Raw genomic sequence first — 16,007 nt, 5'->3', positions numbered from 1 at the left:
CCCCACACCTCCAGTGCCCGGCGTCGCCCTCGGCCGGAATCGGTGTGCTCACGCCGCCGCCCGCAGGTCCGGCCGCAACGGCCAGGCCGGGTCCACCGCCTCCTCGGTCCCGTTCAGCGCGAACCACGCCTGGAGCCCCCGCGCCTGCCCCGCGTGCCACACCGCCTGGAGCGTGTGCAGCTCGGCGGCGGACAGGGGCTCCAGCCGTCCAGGGAAGCGGCGGCCCACCGCCCGTACGACCTCCAGCGCCGCCAGCGCGTCGGCCGCCGCGTCGTGCGCGCCCTCCAATTCGACGCCGTAGTGCGCGCACAGGTCGGTCAGGGTGCGACGGCCCTTGCGGTAGCGGTCCAGGTGCTTGTCGAGCACCCGCGGATCCAGCACGTGCAGTGACGTCCGCTCCAGCCAGCGGCCGAGGGAGGAAGCGCGGTGCCGGCGCAACTCCCGGTCCAGCAGCGTGAGGTCGAACGGCGCGTTCATCACCACGAGCGGACGCCCGGCGCGGGCCTGCTCGGCCAGCGCCTCGGCTATCTCCCACATCACCGGCGCCGGCCAACGGCCGTGGCGCTGCACATGCTCCTCCGTCAGCCCGTGCACAGCCGTCGCCGCCTCGGGCACCGGCACGCCCGGGTTCACCAGCCACCGGGTCACGCGCGGCCTCAGGCCGGGCGCGTCCTGGACGACGAGGGCTGCCGACACGATCCGGTCGGCCTCGACGTCCACACCCGTCGTCTCCGTGTCGAAGGCGGCCAGCGGCCCCTCGAACCAGCTCGTCATAGGACACTCAACTCCTCATCCGGACACGGCAGCTGACGCGCCGTCTTCTGTCCCGGTTCGGTGATACCCGGGCTGTTTGCGACGTACGCCGGAAGGACACAACAGGAGTACGGGTATGCGCAGTTCAGCGACCCGCAGCGGGGATACACCAGTTCTGGAAGGCTGTTGGCCATGGCCATAGCGCAGCCCGAACGGGGCGGGCTGCTGCCCGAGCGCACGGCGCCCTCTCGCGGCTCTCTCGCCACCACCGCCTGCATGGAGACCTTGCAGGTCGGCTACCTCCACGCGGTCGCGGCGGCGGCGGGCTGCTCACTCTCCCAGCCCTTTCCGGACAACGGCATCGACTGGCACGTCAGCCACAGCGCCCCCGGGCACACGGTCGACGACGAGGTCACCATCAAGGTGCAGCTCAAGGCGACGTACCAGATCCCGCCGAGCCCGCCCGGCCGCTTCTTCTCCTTCACGCTCGACAACGACCATCTGGCGAAGCTCGCCCGCACCCCGGTCTCGGTGCACAAGATCCTGGTCGTGATGATCGTCCCCCGGTCCCGGGACCAGTGGCTGCGGGCCGGCCACGACCGGCTCGATCTCAGACACTGCTGCTACTGGACCAACCTCGCCGGACACCCGGTCACCGGCCGGCGGCGCACCACCGTGCGGATACCGACCGCGCGGGTCTTCGACGACCGGGCGCTGTGCGAGATCATGACGCGGGTCGGGACGGGAGGGAAACCATGACGCACCGCCCGACCGGGGAGCCATGGGGCGCCGTGCGGCCCCACCCCGCCGACGGCGCCGCCCGGAGCGCGGACCACCCGCCCGAGCCCGGCACCGTCGACCCCGCGGTCCTCACCGCCCTGCTCCACCGGCACGGCTGGCGGCGGCGCGGCGGCGCCCCGGGCCGCTACGGCCGCTGGACCCCGCCCGGCCCCGGTGCCGGCGCCACCAGCCTGCTGGTGCCCGTCGGCCGGGCCTTCCCCGACAGCGACGACCTGCTCGGCGAGGCCCTGCTCGCCCTGTCCCGCAGCGGCACGCCCGCCGCCCGCGAGATCCTGCTCTCCCTCGCCGTACCCAGCGACGAGATCCGCTGGGCGCGCGACGTGCCGACCGGCCCCGGCGACACCCCGTCCTGGACCGTGGAGGAGCAGCTGCGCTCCGCCGCCCGCCGGATGCTGCTCGCCGGAGCGCTCGCCACGCGCGCGCGGGCGGGCTACTACGGCGCCCGGCACCGGCGTGCCGCCGCCGAGGTCCTGGAGAACGTCCTGGTCGCCCCCGCGCCCGGCGGCCGCCGGCTCACCGCGTTCGTGCCCGTCACCCCCGGCCGTCCTCTCGCCCTGCGCCTCCACCAGGCGCTGCACGCCGCGCGTGAGGCCGTCGACTACCGGCGGGCCACCGGCGGCATGGAGGCCTTCGACACGGCCGTCGCGGCCGGCGTCAGCCACGAACTCACCGAGGCGCTCGTCACCCTGGTCCGCGGCACGGAGGGCGCGCGGGTCGCCGTCGACTGGGCACCGGCCGCCGGTGCCCCCGAGGGCTGCGCCGCCCTCACCGAGCCCGTCGAGTTCTCGCCCGGCGACCTGCCCGCCCTGCGCGAGGCCGCCGCCCGCTACCAGCGCGTGGAGCCGTCCGTGCCGGTGCGGATCACCGGCACCGTCGTCCGGATGCGCCGGCCCGGGCCGCGCGGCGCGGGCACCGTGAGACTGCGGGTGCTGGCCGGCGCCGAGGTCCCGCACGTGCGGATCACACTGGACGAGGAGGCCTACCGGATCGCCGGGCACGCCCATCTCGTCGGGCTGCCGGTGCGGGTGCTCGGCCGGCTGGAGAGCCGGGGCGGATTCCGCCGGCTCACCGGCGCCTGCGAGATCGCTCCCGTGCAGGTCGACGACGCGGAACGGGACCGGCTGCTGAAGGCGGTGCAGGAGCACGTCGAGGTGGCGGCCTTCTTCGAGGAGGCGTGCGGTGGGGAGTGCGACGACTGAGCTCCGGGGCCGGCGGCGGGAATGATTTCGCGGTGCACGGTCCCGGGTCGGTACGATCGCCCTCATGCGTGCGCTTTGGTATGGCGCCGCGGCCCCACCTTCAGTCAGGAGAGACCGGTGTCAGACGTCCGTGTGATCATCCAGCGCGATTCCGAGCGGGAAGAACGCGTGGTGACTACGGGCACGACGGCCGCCGAGCTCTTCGCCGGCGAGCGCTCGATCGTCGCCGCCCGCGTGTCCGGTGAGCTCAGGGACCTCGCCCACGAGGTCGAGGACGGCGAGATCGTCGAGGGTGTCGAGATCTCCTCCGAAGACGGCCTGAACATCCTGCGCCACTCCACCGCGCACGTCATGGCACAGGCCGTGCAGGAGCTGTTCCCCGAGGCGAAGCTGGGCATCGGCCCGCCCGTCAAGGACGGCTTCTACTACGACTTCGACGTCGAGAAGCCCTTCCACCCCGATGACCTCAAGGCCATCGAGAAGAAGATGCAGGAGATCCAGAAGCGCGGCCAGCGCTTCTCGCGCCGCGTCGTCACCGACGACGCCGCCCGTGAGGAGCTCGCCGACGAGCCGTACAAGCTGGAGCTGATCGGCCTCAAGGGCTCCGCGTCGCACGACGACGGCGCGGACGTCGAGGTCGGCGCCGGCGAGCTGACGATCTACGACAACCTGGACGCCAAGACCGGCGAGCTGTGCTGGAAGGACCTCTGCCGCGGTCCCCACCTGCCCACCACCCGCAACATCCCGGCGTTCAAGCTGATGCGCAACGCCGCCGCCTACTGGCGCGGCAGCGAGAAGAACCCGATGCTCCAGCGCATCTACGGCACCGCTTGGCCGACCAAGGACGAGCTGAAGGCGCACCTCGAGTTCCTCGCCGAGGCCGAGAAGCGCGACCACCGCAAGCTCGGCAGCGAGCTGGACCTGTTCTCCATTCCGGAGCAGATCGGCTCGGGCCTCGCCGTCTTCCACCCCAAGGGCGGCATCATCCGCCGGGTCATGGAGGACTACTCGCGGCGCCGTCACGAGGAGGAGGGGTACGAGTTCGTCTACACCCCGCACGCGACGAAGGGGAAACTCTTCGAGACCTCGGGCCACCTGGACTGGTACGCCGACGGCATGTACCCGCCCATGCAGCTCGACGAGGGCGTGGACTACTACCTCAAGCCCATGAACTGCCCGATGCACAACCTGATCTTCGACGCGCGCGGGCGCTCCTACCGTGAGCTGCCGCTGCGCCTGTTCGAGTTCGGGACCGTGTACCGGTACGAGAAGTCCGGCGTCGTGCACGGCCTGACCCGGGCCCGCGGCTTCACCCAGGACGACGCGCACATCTACTGCACCCGCGAGCAGATGTCGGAGGAGCTCGACAAGACGCTCACCTTCGTCCTGAACCTGCTGCGCGACTACGGCCTGACCGACTTCTACCTGGAGCTGTCCACCAAGGACCCGGAGAAGTTCGTCGGCTCCGACGAGGCCTGGGAAGAGGCCACCGAGACGCTGCGCCAGGTCGCCGAGAAGCAGAACCTGGAGCTCGTGGCGGACCCGGGCGGCGCCGCCTTCTACGGCCCGAAGATCTCCGTCCAGGCGAAGGACGCCATCGGCCGCACCTGGCAGATGTCGACCATCCAGCTCGACTTCAACCTGCCGGAGCGCTTCGACCTGGAGTACACGGCAGCGGACGGCACCAAGACCCAGCCGGTCATGATCCACCGTGCGCTGTTCGGCTCGATCGAGCGCTTCTTCGCAGTGCTGCTGGAGCACTACGCGGGCGCCTTCCCGGCGTGGCTGGCCCCCGTCCAGGCGCTCGGCATCCCGATCGGTGACGCGCACGTCGACTACCTGGAGAAGTTCGCCGTGGCGGCCCGGAAGCAGGGTCTGCGCGTCGAGGTCGACTCCTCCTCCGACCGCATGCAGAAGAAGATCCGCAACGCCCAGAAGCAGAAGGTGCCCTTCATGGTCATCGCGGGCGACGAGGACATGGCGAACAACGCCGTCTCCTTCCGCTACCGTGACGGCTCCCAGGAGAACGGCATCCCCGTCGACGAGGCCATCGCGAAGATCGCGAAGGTCGTCGAGGAGCGGGCCCAGGTCTGACCGCAGGGCTGAACAGGGTTCGGCGAGGCCCCCGGGAATCCGGGGGCCTTTCCCTGTCGCCGCACGTGACGCCATATGCTGCACGCATGACGAGTGAGCCGGAGCAGCAGTCGGGAGTGGGGACGCAGGACGCGTTCCAGCGCCTGTGGACACCCCACCGGATGGCCTACATCCAGGGCGAGAACAAGCCGAGCGGCCCCGGCGCCGACGACGGCTGCCCCTTCTGCTCGATCCCGGCCAAGTCCGACGAGGACGGGCTGGTCGTGCGGCGCGGCGAGCACGTGTACGCGGTGCTCAACCTGTACCCGTACAACGGCGGCCACCTGATGACCGTGCCGTACCGGCACGTCGCCGACTACACCGAGCTGACCGACGTGGAGACCGCGGAGCTGGCCGAGCTGACCAAGCAGGCGATGACGGCCCTGCGCACCGCCTCCGGCGCCCACGGCTTCAACATCGGCATGAACCAGGGCACGGTGGCCGGGGCGGGCATCGCCGCCCACCTCCACCAGCACATCGTGCCCCGCTGGGGCGGCGACACCAACTTCATGCCGGTGGTCGGCCACACGAAGGTGCTGCCGCAGCTGCTGGGGGACACCCGCAAGATGCTGGCGGAGGCGTGGCCCACGGCTTAGCTTTCCGCCCGGGGGCGGATCGATCAGCCCGTCCGGCGCTTGAGGACGAGCCCGTCCGGGCCGACGCGGGGGTCTGAGGCGCAGCCCTCGAGGAGGGCCCCACACCCCCGCACGACCGCCGGAGGCCTACGCGTCGTAGACGTCGGCCTTCCGCGGCGCCGGATCCTGCACGGCCGTACTGAGGAACGCCGACCGCGAGCCGAACTTCTCCGTGTCCACGCCGTTCTCCTTCAGCACCTTGATCGCCGCCGAGTGCACCACCCGTAGCACCGGCGTGGCCGCCCGCAACGCGTCGTCGGCCATGAAGCGGTGCCGCCACGGCTGGTCCGCCCACGCGTGCCGCAGCCCGAACGGCTCCGGCAGCCCGATCGTGCCGCCGAGCCAGTTCAGCAGCGGCGGATACCAGGTGAGCGGGGCTCGGACGGCGAGCCGGACCACCTCGTTCGCGGTGACCAGGGGGAGCATGATCTTCCGCGTCTCCCACGGCTTGAACGACTTGGCGACCTCCTTGGAGGGCGCCTCCGGCGCGGTGGTGAAGAGCGGGTTCACCGGTCCCAGCGCATGGCCGGTGACCTCGATGCGCAGCGTCTCGTACAGCACGGTCACGGTGATCAGCATGGTGATGACCAGCTGGCCGTCCCACAGCGTCCACTGGACGCCCAGGTAGTGCCGGTCGCCCGCGCTGAACTGCTGCTTGTTGCAGATGTCCTGGATCGCGTGCGGCTTCACCTGGTACGCCTCGACTTCCGTGCCCTCCGGACGGGACACCGCCTTGGCGTTCTCCCCGATCGGGGTCACGACCCAGTGCCGTATGGACGGCTTGGGGAAACCGCCGGTGTTCAGCGGGCCGCGCTCCAGCATGCGCAGCTGGTCGTGGATGGACCGGATGACGTCCCAGCTGCGGAAGGGGTGGATCTCCCGGGTCGGGTCGGCCGGCACCAGGTCCTCGGCGAGCTGCCAGCTGCCCCAGCGCGTGCCCATGCCGAGTATGCCCTTGGGACCGGCGTAGAAGACGGAGTTGGACTGCTGCTCGGCGCCGAGCTTGGCCAGGGACTGGCGCAGCTGCTCGGCCGCCGTCTCGCCCGGATTGCTGGGCACCGCCTCCGGCACCTTGGCGCCGACGCCCGCGCCCGACAGGAGGCCCGCCCAGCGCCCCCGCAGATCCTTCGCCGTGCCCTCGCAGATCCGCTTGGCCCAGAACCAGCCGATGACCGGCATCACCACCGCGGCCCGTGCGTACCAGGCCCAGAAGCCGCTGAAGGGCATCTTGACGAGGAACAGTACGGCCAGCGCGGCGATCGCCACGAGCACCGCGGTGCCCAGTGCCCCGGCCTGCTTGTTCTCGGCCTTGGCGACGGTGGTGCGGATCTGGAAGCCGAGCAGCCAGACCAGCATGCCGGGCAGGAACAGCAGCCCGCACACCACGATCACCGTGGACAGTTTGGCGTCGCGCGCCTTGCGGATGCCGTTGGCCGCCAGGCAGTGCTCGACGACCACCTGCGGCTCGGCCCCGAAGGACTGGATGAGCGGCTTGCGGCCGCTGCCCAGCATGCGGTCGGCCACCGCGCGGGAGAAGGCCTCGCCGAGGTTGGGACGGAAGATCGTGGCCCAGGACCGGCCCGCGTTGACGGTGGTCTGATGCCACTCGTTGTCGGCCTTCTTGATCTCCTCCAACTCGCTGTCCCGGTAGGCAGCCGAGGCCAGCGCGAAGGTGGCCGTCTGCCCTCCGTCGTCCGTACGCGGCACCTGTGGTCCGAAGAAGTCCACGTAACCGCCGTCAACGGTCATTCCCGCCCCCGATCGCCACCACTGTCGTTCTGCGGCCTTCCCGACTTCCCTGTTCCGCACACCTGTTGATCAGGTCATCAGCGTATCCGCCGCCACCGACATGCGTCGCCGGACGGGTAAAGGCGCCCCCGCGCGCGCGGGTTGATGCCCGGGGTGCGCCGTCGCGCGCCGGGGTGGCACACCTCCGGCTCGGGCGGCCCGCGCGGGTCTCAGCGGTGCCTACGACGTCGCCCGCAACTCCTCCCGGAGACGTTCCGCGATCTGCGGCGGCATCGGTTCGTGCCGCGCGTAACGGCGGTCGAAGCGCGCGGTGCCGTGCGAGAGGGAACGCAGGTCCACCGCGTACCGGCCGATCTCGATCTCCGGTACCTCGGCCCGGACCAGGGTCCGCCCGCCGCTCGTCTGCTCGGTGCCGAGCACCTTGCCGCGACGCCCCGACAGATCGCTCATCACGGCGCCCACGTACTCGTCGCCGACCAGCACGTTCACCTCTGCCACGGGCTCGAGCAGGTGGATCCTCGCCTGAGCCGCGGCCTCCCGCAGCGCCAGCGCGCCGGCCGTCTGGAAGGCGGCGTCGGAGGAGTCCACCGAGTGCGCCTTGCCGTCCAGCAGCGTCACCCGCACGTCGATCAGCGGGTGGCCCGCGGCGACGCCCTTGGCCGCCTGCGCGCGTACGCCCTTCTCCACGGACGGGATGAACTGCCGGGGCACCGCGCCGCCGACCACCTTGTCCACGAACTCGATGCCCGAGCCGCCCGGCAGCGGCTCCACCTCGATCTCGCAGATGGCGTACTGCCCGTGCCCGCCGGACTGCTTCACGTGCCGCCCCCGCCCGGCCGCCCTGTCCCCGAACGTCTCCCGCAGGGACACCCGGTGGGGAACGACGTCGACCTGGACGCCGTAGCGGCCGCGCAGCCGCTCCAGCGCCACGTCGGCGTGGGCCTCGCCCAGGCACCACAGGACCACCTGATGGGTGTCCTGGTTGTGCTCCAGGCGCATCGTCGGGTCCTCGGCGACCAGCCGCGCGAGCCCCTGCGAGAGCTTGTCCTCGTCGGGTTTGCTGTGCGCCTGGATGGCGAGCGGCAGCAGCGGGTCGGGCATGTCCCACGGGGCCATCAGCAACGGATCGTCCTTGGCGGAGAGCGTGTCACCCGTCTCCGCGCGGCTCAGTCTGGCCACGCACGCCAGGTCGCCCGCGATCACGTGCGAGACCGGCCGCTGCTGCTTGCCGAACGGCGTCGACAGGGCGCCGATCCGCTCGTCGACGTCGTGGTCCTCGTGGCCGCGGTCGGCCAGCCCGTGCCCGCAGACGTGCACCGTCTGGTCGGCGCGCAGGGTGCCGGAGAACACGCGGACCAGCGAGATCCGTCCGACGTACGGGTCGGAGGACGTCTTGACGACCTCCGCGACCAGCGACTCCTCCGGGTCGCACATCCGCAGCTCGCGCGGGGCGCCGTCGGGGGTGGTGACCTGAGGCGCCGTGCGCTCCAAGGGGGTCGGGAAGCCGCGCGTGACCAGCTCCAGCAGCTCGACCGTGCCGAGCCCCTGCCGGGCGCCCTCCGCCGCGGGAGCGGCGGCCAGGACCGGGAAGAACACCCCGCGCGCCACGGCCCGCTCCAGGTCCTCGACGAGCGTCTTGACGTCGACCTGCTCGCCGCCGAGGTAGCGCTCCATGAGGGACTCGTCCTCGCTCTCCGAGATGATCCCCTCGATCAGCACGGAGCGGGCCTCGTCGATCAGCGGCAGGTGCTCCTCGCCGGGCTCGGACTCCTCGCGCTCGCCGGACGCGTAGTCGAACAGCTTCCGCGACAGCAGCCCGATGAGCCCCGTCACGGGAGCGTGTCCGTCGGGCGCCTGCGGCCCGCGCAGCGGCAGGTACAGCGGCAGCACCGCGTCGGGATCGTCCCCGCCGAAGGCCTCCGCGCAGATCCGCGTCATCTCCTCGAAGTCCGCGCGGGCGGCCTCCAGGTGCGTGACCACGATGGCGCGCGGCATGCCGACGGCGGCGCACTCCTCCCACACCATGCGGGTCGAACCGTCCACCCCGTCGGAGGCCGAGACGACGAAGAGGGCCGCGTCCGCCGCCCGCAGACCGGCCCTCAGCTCACCGACGAAGTCGGCGTACCCGGGGGTGTCCAGAAGGTTGATCTTGATGCCGTCCCACTCGACGGGCACCAGGGAGAGCTGTACGGAGCGCTGCCGGCGGTGCTCCATCTCGTCGTAGTCCGAGACGCAGCCGCCGTCCTCCACGCGGCCCGCCCGGTTCACCGCTCCCGCCGTCAGCGCGAGCGCTTCCACCAGAGTCGTCTTGCCCGAACCGGAGTGGCCGACCAGCACCACATTCCGTACGGACGCGGGGTGGTCGGCCGCCGTTGCCCTTCCGGCGGCTCCGGGGTGGGTGTGAGCCTTGTCGCCCATGTCCTTGCCTCCCGTGCACGGTGAGGTCGCTGTGGGCGCGGACACGCGGGACCGCGTGCACTGGCGGCTCCGACGACGCCCGCGGTTCTTCGAGCTTTCCACTCCCGTCACGCCGCGTCCATACGACGGCCCCGATCCCGCCGCCCACCGGCCACCCGTCGAAGGGGTCAGGGTGCCCGTCCGTCGCCCACGCGCGCGCGTGACTACGATGGGCCAGCCGGTGGCCAGCAGGGGCCGCGGCCACACCGACCGTCGGGAAGGTCATGCTGAACAAGTACGCGCGTGCATTTTTTACGCGTGTCCTCACACCGTTCGCCGCGTTTCTCATCCGCCGGGGCGTCAGCCCCGACACGGTCACACTGATCGGCACCGCCGGTGTGGTCGCGGGCGCGCTGGTCTTCTACCCCATGGGTGAGTTCTTCTGGGGCACGGTCGTGATCACGCTCTTCGTCTTCTCCGACCTGGTCGACGGCAACATGGCGCGCCAGCTCGGCCGCTCCAGCCGCTGGGGAGCCTTCCTGGACTCCACGCTGGACCGGGTCGCCGACGGTGCGATCTTCGGTGGTTTCGCCCTCTGGTACGCGGGCGGCGGCGACGACATCGTGCTGTGCGCGGTGTCGATCTTCTGCCTGGCCAGCGGCCAGGTGGTGTCGTACACCAAGGCGCGCGGCGAGTCGATCGGCCTGCCGGTCGCCGTCAACGGGCTGGTCGAGCGCGCGGAGCGGCTCGTCGTCTCGCTCGTCGCGGCCGGTCTCGCGGGACTGCACGCGTTCGGCGTGCCGGGTATCCAGTACCTGCTGCCGGTCGCCCTGTGGATCGTCGCCGTCGGCAGCCTCGTCACGCTGGTCCAGCGCGTCGTCACGGTCCGCCGGGAGGCCGCCGAGGCGGACGCCGCGGCGCAGGAGAGCCAGGGCACCGAGGCGGCGAAGTGAGTGCCAGGGACCGGCTGACCGACGGTCTCTACGGCGCCGGCTGGAGCACCGTGAGGAAGCTCCCCGAGCCGCTCGCCGTACGGCTCGGCCGCACCGTCGCGGACGTCGCCTGGAAGCAGCGCGGCGCGGGCGTACGGCGCCTGGAGAGCAACTACGCGCGCGTGGTGCCGGGCGCGGGCCCGGAGCGCCTGGCCGCCCTCTCACGCGCGGGCATGCGCTCGTACCTGCGCTACTGGATGGAGTCCTTCCGGCTCCCGGCCTGGAGCACCGAGCGGATCAGGGCCGGGTTCGCCGCGGAGGACCTGCACCACCTCACCGACGGCATGGACGCGGGCGAGGGCGTGGTCCTCGCCCTCCCGCACCTGGCCAACTGGGACCTCGCGGGCGCCTGGGTCACCACTCAGCTGGGCATCCCCTTCACCACGGTCGCCGAACGCCTCAAGCCGGAGACTCTCTACGACCGCTTCGTCGCCTACCGCGAGGGCCTCGGCATGGAGGTCCTGCCGCACAGCGGAGGCACGGCCTTCGGCACGCTGGCCCGGCGGCTGCGCGACGGCGGCCTGGTCTGCCTGGTCGCCGACCGCGACCTGTCCGCCTCCGGCGTGGAGGTCGACTTCTTCGGCGAGACCGCGCGGATGCCCGCGGGGCCGGCCCTGCTGGCGCTGCAGACCGGCGCACGGCTGCTGCCGGTGACGCTCTGGTACGACGAGTCGCCCGTCATGAAGGGCCGGGTGCATCCGCCGGTCGAGGTCCCCGAGTCAGGTACCCGGGCCGAGAAGACGTCCGTCATGACACAGGCGCTGGCCGATGCCTTCGCCACGGGGATCGCCGACCACCCGGAGGACTGGCACATGCTCCAGCGCTTGTGGCTGAAGGACCTCGACCCCGCCAAGGCACCCGTGGCGGCCGACGGGCAGGGCGCCTCGTGAGGATCGGCATCGTCTGCCCGTACTCCTGGGACGTGCCGGGTGGCGTCCAGTTCCACATCCGGGACCTGGCCGAGTACTTCATCCGTCTCGGCCACGAGGTCTCCGTCCTCGCCCCCGCCGACGAGGACACCCCGCTGCCCCCGTACGTCGTCTCGGCCGGCCGCGCGGTGCCGGTGCCGTACAACGGCTCGGTGGCCCGCCTCAACTTCGGCTTCCTGTCGGCGGCCCGGGTACGGCGCTGGCTGCACGACGGTGCCTTCGACGTCATCCACATCCACGAGCCGACCTCGCCCTCGCTCGGCCTGCTCACCTGCTGGGCGGCGCAGGGCCCGATCGTGGCGACCTTCCACACGTCCAACCCGCGCTCCCGCGCGATGATCGCCGCGTACTCGATCCTCCAGGCCGCCCTGGAGAAGATCAGCGCCCGGATCGCGGTGAGCGAGTACGCCCGCCGCACCCTCGTCGAGCACCTCGGCGGGGACGCGGTCGTCATCCCCAACGGTGTCGACGTCGACTTCTTCGCCGACGCCGAGCCCAACCCCGAGTGGCAGGGCGACACGATCGGCTTCATAGGGCGCATCGACGAACCCCGCAAGGGCCTGCCGGTACTGATGCGGGCGCTGCCGAAGATCCTCGCCGCCCGCCCGGGGGCCCGGCTGCTGGTCGCCGGGCGCGGCGACGAGAAGGAGGCGGTGGCCTCCCTGCCGGCCGAGCTGCGTTCCCGGGTGGAGTTCCTCGGCATGGTCAGTGACGAGGACAAGGCCCGCTTCCTGCGCAGCGTCGACCTGTACGTGGCCCCCAACACAGGCGGCGAGAGCTTCGGGATCATCCTCGTCGAGGCCATGTCGGCGGGCGCCCCCGTGCTCGCCGCCGACCTGGACGCGTTCGCCCAGGTCCTGGACCGGGGCGCGGCCGGCGAGCTGTTCCCCAACGAGGACGCCGACGCGCTTGCCGACGCGGCGGTGCGGCTGCTGGCGGACCCGGAGCGCCGGGCGGCGCTGCGGGAGCGGGGCAGCGCGCACGTACGGCGCTTCGACTGGTCCACGGTCGGCGCGGACATCCTGTCGGTCTACGAGACGGTCACGGCGGGCGCGGCGGCGGTGGCGACGGACGACCGGGCGACGGGACTGCGGGCGCGCTTCGGACTGGCCAGGGACTGAGTGACCGGCCCGTCCGGCGTTCGAGGACGAGGCCGTCCAGGCCGAAGCGGGGGTCTGGGAGCGGCAGCCCCCGGCGACGGTCACCGTGAGGCACCCCGCCGACCCGGCGGAGCGCTCCCGTAGGGTTGCGGCCCGTGACCGCAACCCTGATCTGGATCCTGGTCGTCCTCGTCGCGATCGGCATGTACCTGAGCTGGACGGCGGGTCGCCTCGACCGGCTGCACGCCCGGATCGACGCCGCCCGTGCCGCACTCGACGCGCAGTTGCTGCGCAGGGCGTCCGTGGCGCAGGAACTGGCCACCTCGGGCGTCCTCGATCCGGCGGCCTCCATCGTCCTGTACGAGGCCGCGCACGCCGCACGGCAGGCCGAGGAGGAGCAGCGTGAGGTCGCCGAGAGCGAGCTGAGCCAGGCCCTGCGGGCCGTGTTCGCCGATCCGCAGCAGGTGGACGCCCTGCGCGAGGCGCCCGGGGGCGTGGAAGCGGTCCACGAGCTGGCCGAGGCCGTACGGCGCGTCCCGATGGCCCGGCGTTTCCACAACGACGCGGTGGGAGGCGCCCGCAGGCTGCGCGAGCACCGCAAGGTTCGCTGGTTCCGTCTCGCCGGACACGCGCCCTTCCCGCTGGCCTTCGAGATGGACGACGAGTCGCCGACGGCCCTGGTCGACAGGGCGGCGTAGCGGCTCCGGCCCGGGCCCCCGCCCAAAAGGATCCACCGGCTGCCCATTGGCCCTTGCTGTGGACTGGTCCACTCGCGTTTCCTCGGAGCTGCAGAAGCCCCCTTTTCCTTCAGTGAGGTACCCGTGTCCAGCACGCTCTCCGAAAACCAGGTCCCCGAGACCGGCACCGCCCGTGTGAAGCGCGGCATGGCCGAGCAGCTCAAGGGCGGCGTGATCATGGACGTCGTCACGCCGGAGCAGGCGAAGATCGCCGAGGACGCGGGCGCCGTCGCCGTCATGGCCCTGGAGCGGGTCCCGGCCGACATCCGCAAGGACGGCGGCGTGGCCCGGATGTCCGACCCGGACATGATCGAGGGCATCATCGGCGCGGTCTCCATCCCCGTGATGGCCAAGTCCCGCATCGGCCACTTCGTCGAGGCCCAGGTCCTGCAGTCCCTCGGCGTCGACTACATCGACGAGTCCGAGGTCCTCACCCCGGCCGACGAGGTCAACCACAGCGACAAGTTCGCCTTCACCACGCCCTTCGTCTGCGGTGCCACCAACCTCGGCGAGGCACTGCGCCGCATCGCCGAGGGCGCCGCGATGATCCGCTCCAAGGGCGAGGCCGGCACCGGCAACGTCGTCGAAGCCGTCCGCCACCTGCGTCAGATCAAGAACGAGATCGCCCGGCTGCGCGGCTACGACAACAACGAGCTGTACGCCGCCGCCAAGGAGCTGCGCGCCCCCTACGAGCTGGTCCGGGAGGTCGCCGAGCTGGGCAAGCTCCCGGTGGTCCTCTTCTCCGCCGGTGGCGTCGCCACCCCGGCCGACGCCGCGCTCATGCGCCAGCTCGGCGCCGAGGGCGTCTTCGTGGGCTCCGGCATCTTCAAGTCCGGGGACCCGGCCAAGCGCGCCGCGGCCATCGTGAAGGCGACCACCTTCTACGACGACCCGAAGATCATCGCGGAAGCGTCCCGCAACCTCGGCGAGGCCATGGTCGGCATCAACTGCGACACCCTGCCCGAGACCGAGCGCTACGCCAACCGCGGCTGGTAGGACGAGGACACCGGATCCAATGAGCGACACCCCCGTCATCGGCGTCCTGGCCCTCCAGGGCGACGTACGGGAGCACCTCGTCGCCCTGGCCGCGGCCGACGCCGTGGCCAGGCCGGTCAGGCGCCCCGAAGAGCTCGCCGAGGTCGACGGCCTGGTCCTCCCCGGCGGCGAGTCCACCACCATCTCCAAACTGGCCGTCCTCTTCGGAGTGATGGAGCCCCTCCGCGCGCGCGTACGGGACGGCCTGCCCGTCTACGGCACCTGCGCAGGCATGATCCTGCTGGCCGACAAGATCCTCGACCCGCGCTCCGGACAGGAGACGGTCGGCGGCATCGACATGATCGTGCGCCGCAACGCCTTCGGGCGGCAGAACGAGTCCTTCGAGGCGGCCGTCGGCATCAAGGGCGTCGAGGGGCGTCCCGTGGAGGGCGTCTTCATCCGCGCCCCCTGGGTGGAGTCCGTGGGCGCAGCGGCCGAAGTGCTCGCCGAGCACGACGGTCACATCGTCGCGGTCCGCCAGGGCAACGCCCTGGCCACGTCGTTCCACCCGGAGCTGACGGGCGACCATCGCGTGCACCGGCTCTTCGCCGACATGGTGCGCGCGAACCGGCCGGCGGAGTCCTTGTAGGATTCCTGCGTTCGTTCGTTCAAAGACGGGTTACGCGAAGGAGACAGGCAGATGTCCGGCCACTCTAAATGGGCTACGACGAAGCACAAGAAGGCCGTGATCGACGCCAAGCGCGGCAAGCTCTTCGCGAAGCTGATCAAGAACATCGAGGTCGCGGCCCGGATGGGCGGCGTCGACATCGAGGGCAACCCGACGCTGTACGACGCCATCCAGAAGGCGAAGAAGCAGTCGGTCCCGAACAAGAACATCGACTCCGCGGTCAAGCGGGGCGGCGGCCTCGAGGCCGGCGGCGCCGACTACGAGACGATCATGTACGAGGGGTACGGCCCGAACGGTGTCGCGGTGCTCATCGAGTGCCTCACCGACAACCGCAACCGCGCCGCCTCCGACGTCCGCGTCGCCATGACCCGCAACGGCGGCTCCATGGCCGACCCGGGCTCGGTGTCGTACCTGTTCAACCGCAAGGGCGTCGTGATCGTCCCCAAGGGCGAGCTGAGCGAGGACGACGTCCTCGGCGCCGTCCTGGACGCGGGCGCCGAGGAGGTCAACGACCTCGGCGAGACCTTCGAGGTCCTCAGCGAGGCCACCGACCTGGTCGCGGTCCGCACCGCGCTCCAGGACGCCGGCATCGACTACGAGTCCGCCGACGCGAACTTCGTCCCGACGATGCAGATCGAGCTGGACGAGGACGGCGCCCGGAAGATCTTCAAGCTGATCGACGCCCTGGAGGACAGCGACGACGTGCAGAACGTCTTCGCCAACTTCGACGTCAGCGACGAGGTCATGGAGAAGGTCGACGCGTAGCGCCGCCGCGCACACGACGGTTCCGGCGGGGGGGGGGGGGGGGGGGGCCCCCCCCCCCCCCCCCCCCGGCCGGGGGGCCCCCCCCCCCCGGGGGGGGGAAACCCCCCCCCCCCCCCCCCCCCCCCCCCCCCCCGGGCCCCCCCCCCCCCGGGCC

The 16,007-nt window shown here is 71.7% G+C and carries 14 protein-coding genes; 11 read left to right on the top strand and 3 right to left on the bottom strand.

What is annotated here, in order from left to right:
* Positions 1-48: 48 nt before the first annotated feature.
* A complete protein-coding gene (locus ACH4F2_RS25255) occupies positions 49-774 on the bottom strand; it encodes a 3'-5' exonuclease (RefSeq protein ID WP_398135023.1) in 726 nt (241 codons plus the stop codon).
* 171 nt (positions 775-945) lie between these two features.
* Between ACH4F2_RS25255 and ACH4F2_RS25250 the strand changes: the two genes are divergently transcribed.
* The 4 genes from ACH4F2_RS25250 (at position 946) to ACH4F2_RS25235 (ending at position 5,482) form a co-directional block, all read left to right on the top strand.
* Positions 946-1,512, top strand: a complete 567-nt coding sequence (locus ACH4F2_RS25250; RefSeq protein ID WP_210961489.1) for a DUF4365 domain-containing protein — start codon at positions 946-948, stop codon at positions 1,510-1,512.
* Entirely contained in the window at positions 1,509-2,753 is a 1,245-nt protein-coding gene (locus ACH4F2_RS25245; protein ID WP_398135022.1) for a hypothetical protein, read from the top strand. Before ACH4F2_RS25250 ends, ACH4F2_RS25245 begins: the two co-directional genes overlap by 4 nt.
* A 117-nt stretch (positions 2,754-2,870) precedes the next feature.
* Positions 2,871-4,847 (top strand): threonine--tRNA ligase, encoded by a 1,977-nt coding sequence (gene thrS / locus ACH4F2_RS25240; RefSeq protein WP_398135021.1) that lies wholly within the window; start codon positions 2,871-2,873, stop codon positions 4,845-4,847.
* Positions 4,848-4,933: 86 nt separating this feature from the next.
* Positions 4,934-5,482 carry an HIT family protein gene (locus tag ACH4F2_RS25235; RefSeq protein ID WP_398135020.1) on the top strand — a complete coding sequence of 183 codons (549 nt, stop codon included), beginning with the start codon at positions 4,934-4,936 and terminating at the stop codon, positions 5,480-5,482.
* A 126-nt stretch (positions 5,483-5,608) separates the two neighbouring features.
* Here ACH4F2_RS25235 and ACH4F2_RS25230 read toward each other — a convergent pair whose 3' ends face one another.
* Together ACH4F2_RS25230 and ACH4F2_RS25225 are read right to left on the bottom strand one after the other, a co-directional pair.
* A complete protein-coding gene (locus ACH4F2_RS25230) occupies positions 5,609-7,270 on the bottom strand; it encodes a hypothetical protein (RefSeq protein ID WP_398135019.1) in 1,662 nt (553 codons plus the stop codon).
* Between the two features lie 219 nt (positions 7,271-7,489).
* Positions 7,490-9,688: an elongation factor G-like protein EF-G2 gene (locus tag ACH4F2_RS25225; protein WP_398135018.1), complete on the bottom strand. Its 2,199-nt coding sequence runs from the start codon at positions 9,686-9,688 to the stop codon at positions 7,490-7,492.
* Between the two features lie 263 nt (positions 9,689-9,951).
* Here ACH4F2_RS25225 and pgsA point away from each other — a divergent pair, with 263 nt between their 5' ends.
* From pgsA to ACH4F2_RS25190, 7 genes are all read left to right on the top strand, one after another.
* Positions 9,952-10,620, top strand: coding sequence for a phosphatidylinositol phosphate synthase (pgsA, locus tag ACH4F2_RS25220; RefSeq protein WP_398135017.1), 669 nt, complete (start codon positions 9,952-9,954; stop codon positions 10,618-10,620).
* Positions 10,617-11,549, top strand: coding sequence for a phosphatidylinositol mannoside acyltransferase (locus ACH4F2_RS25215; RefSeq protein ID WP_398135016.1), 933 nt, complete (start codon positions 10,617-10,619; stop codon positions 11,547-11,549). The genes pgsA and ACH4F2_RS25215 overlap by 4 nt, the downstream gene beginning before the upstream one ends.
* Positions 11,546-12,709, top strand: a complete 1,164-nt coding sequence (locus tag ACH4F2_RS25210; protein ID WP_398135015.1) for a glycosyltransferase family 4 protein — start codon at positions 11,546-11,548, stop codon at positions 12,707-12,709. Before ACH4F2_RS25215 ends, ACH4F2_RS25210 begins: the two co-directional genes overlap by 4 nt.
* Before the next feature lie 134 nt (positions 12,710-12,843).
* The gene (locus ACH4F2_RS25205; protein WP_398135014.1) at positions 12,844-13,386 is read left to right on the top strand and encodes a hypothetical protein; all 543 of its coding nucleotides are present in this window, start codon (positions 12,844-12,846) and stop codon (positions 13,384-13,386) included.
* A 123-nt stretch (positions 13,387-13,509) separates the two neighbouring features.
* Positions 13,510-14,421 carry a pyridoxal 5'-phosphate synthase lyase subunit PdxS gene (pdxS, locus tag ACH4F2_RS25200; protein WP_398135013.1) on the top strand — a complete coding sequence of 304 codons (912 nt, stop codon included), beginning with the start codon at positions 13,510-13,512 and terminating at the stop codon, positions 14,419-14,421.
* Positions 14,422-14,440: 19 nt separating this feature from the next.
* A complete protein-coding gene (pdxT, locus tag ACH4F2_RS25195) occupies positions 14,441-15,049 on the top strand; it encodes a pyridoxal 5'-phosphate synthase glutaminase subunit PdxT (protein ID WP_398135012.1) in 609 nt (202 codons plus the stop codon).
* 51 nt (positions 15,050-15,100) lie between these two features.
* The gene (locus ACH4F2_RS25190; protein WP_398135011.1) at positions 15,101-15,853 is read left to right on the top strand and encodes a YebC/PmpR family DNA-binding transcriptional regulator; all 753 of its coding nucleotides are present in this window, start codon (positions 15,101-15,103) and stop codon (positions 15,851-15,853) included.
* The last annotated feature ends 154 nt before the right edge of the window (positions 15,854-16,007 follow it).

This window comes from Streptomyces sp. NPDC017890, from assembly GCF_044328675.1.
Classification (GTDB): domain Bacteria; phylum Actinomycetota; class Actinomycetes; order Streptomycetales; family Streptomycetaceae; genus Streptomyces.
The sequence above is the reverse complement of the archived record's forward strand: the minus strand, read 5'-3'. Positions and strand labels throughout refer to the sequence as shown.

Bases quoted from the DNA above. Each gene is read 5' to 3' on its own strand.
- ACH4F2_RS25255 (WP_398135023.1), bottom strand. From the start codon at position 774: ATGACGAGCTGGTTCGAGGGGCCGCTGGCCGCCTTCGACACGGAGACG.
- ACH4F2_RS25250 (WP_210961489.1), top strand. From the start codon at position 946: ATGGCCATAGCGCAGCCCGAACGGGGCGGGCTGCTGCCCGAGCGCACG.
- ACH4F2_RS25245 (WP_398135022.1), top strand. From the start codon at position 1,509: ATGACGCACCGCCCGACCGGGGAGCCATGGGGCGCCGTGCGGCCCCAC.
- ACH4F2_RS25235 (WP_398135020.1), top strand. From the start codon at position 4,934: ATGACGAGTGAGCCGGAGCAGCAGTCGGGAGTGGGGACGCAGGACGCG.
- ACH4F2_RS25230 (WP_398135019.1), bottom strand. From the start codon at position 7,270: ATGACCGTTGACGGCGGTTACGTGGACTTCTTCGGACCACAGGTGCCG.
- ACH4F2_RS25225 (WP_398135018.1), bottom strand. From the start codon at position 9,688: ATGGGCGACAAGGCTCACACCCACCCCGGAGCCGCCGGAAGGGCAACG.
- pgsA (WP_398135017.1), top strand. From the start codon at position 9,952: ATGCTGAACAAGTACGCGCGTGCATTTTTTACGCGTGTCCTCACACCG.
- pdxT (WP_398135012.1), top strand. From the start codon at position 14,441: ATGAGCGACACCCCCGTCATCGGCGTCCTGGCCCTCCAGGGCGACGTA.
- ACH4F2_RS25190 (WP_398135011.1), top strand. From the start codon at position 15,101: ATGTCCGGCCACTCTAAATGGGCTACGACGAAGCACAAGAAGGCCGTG.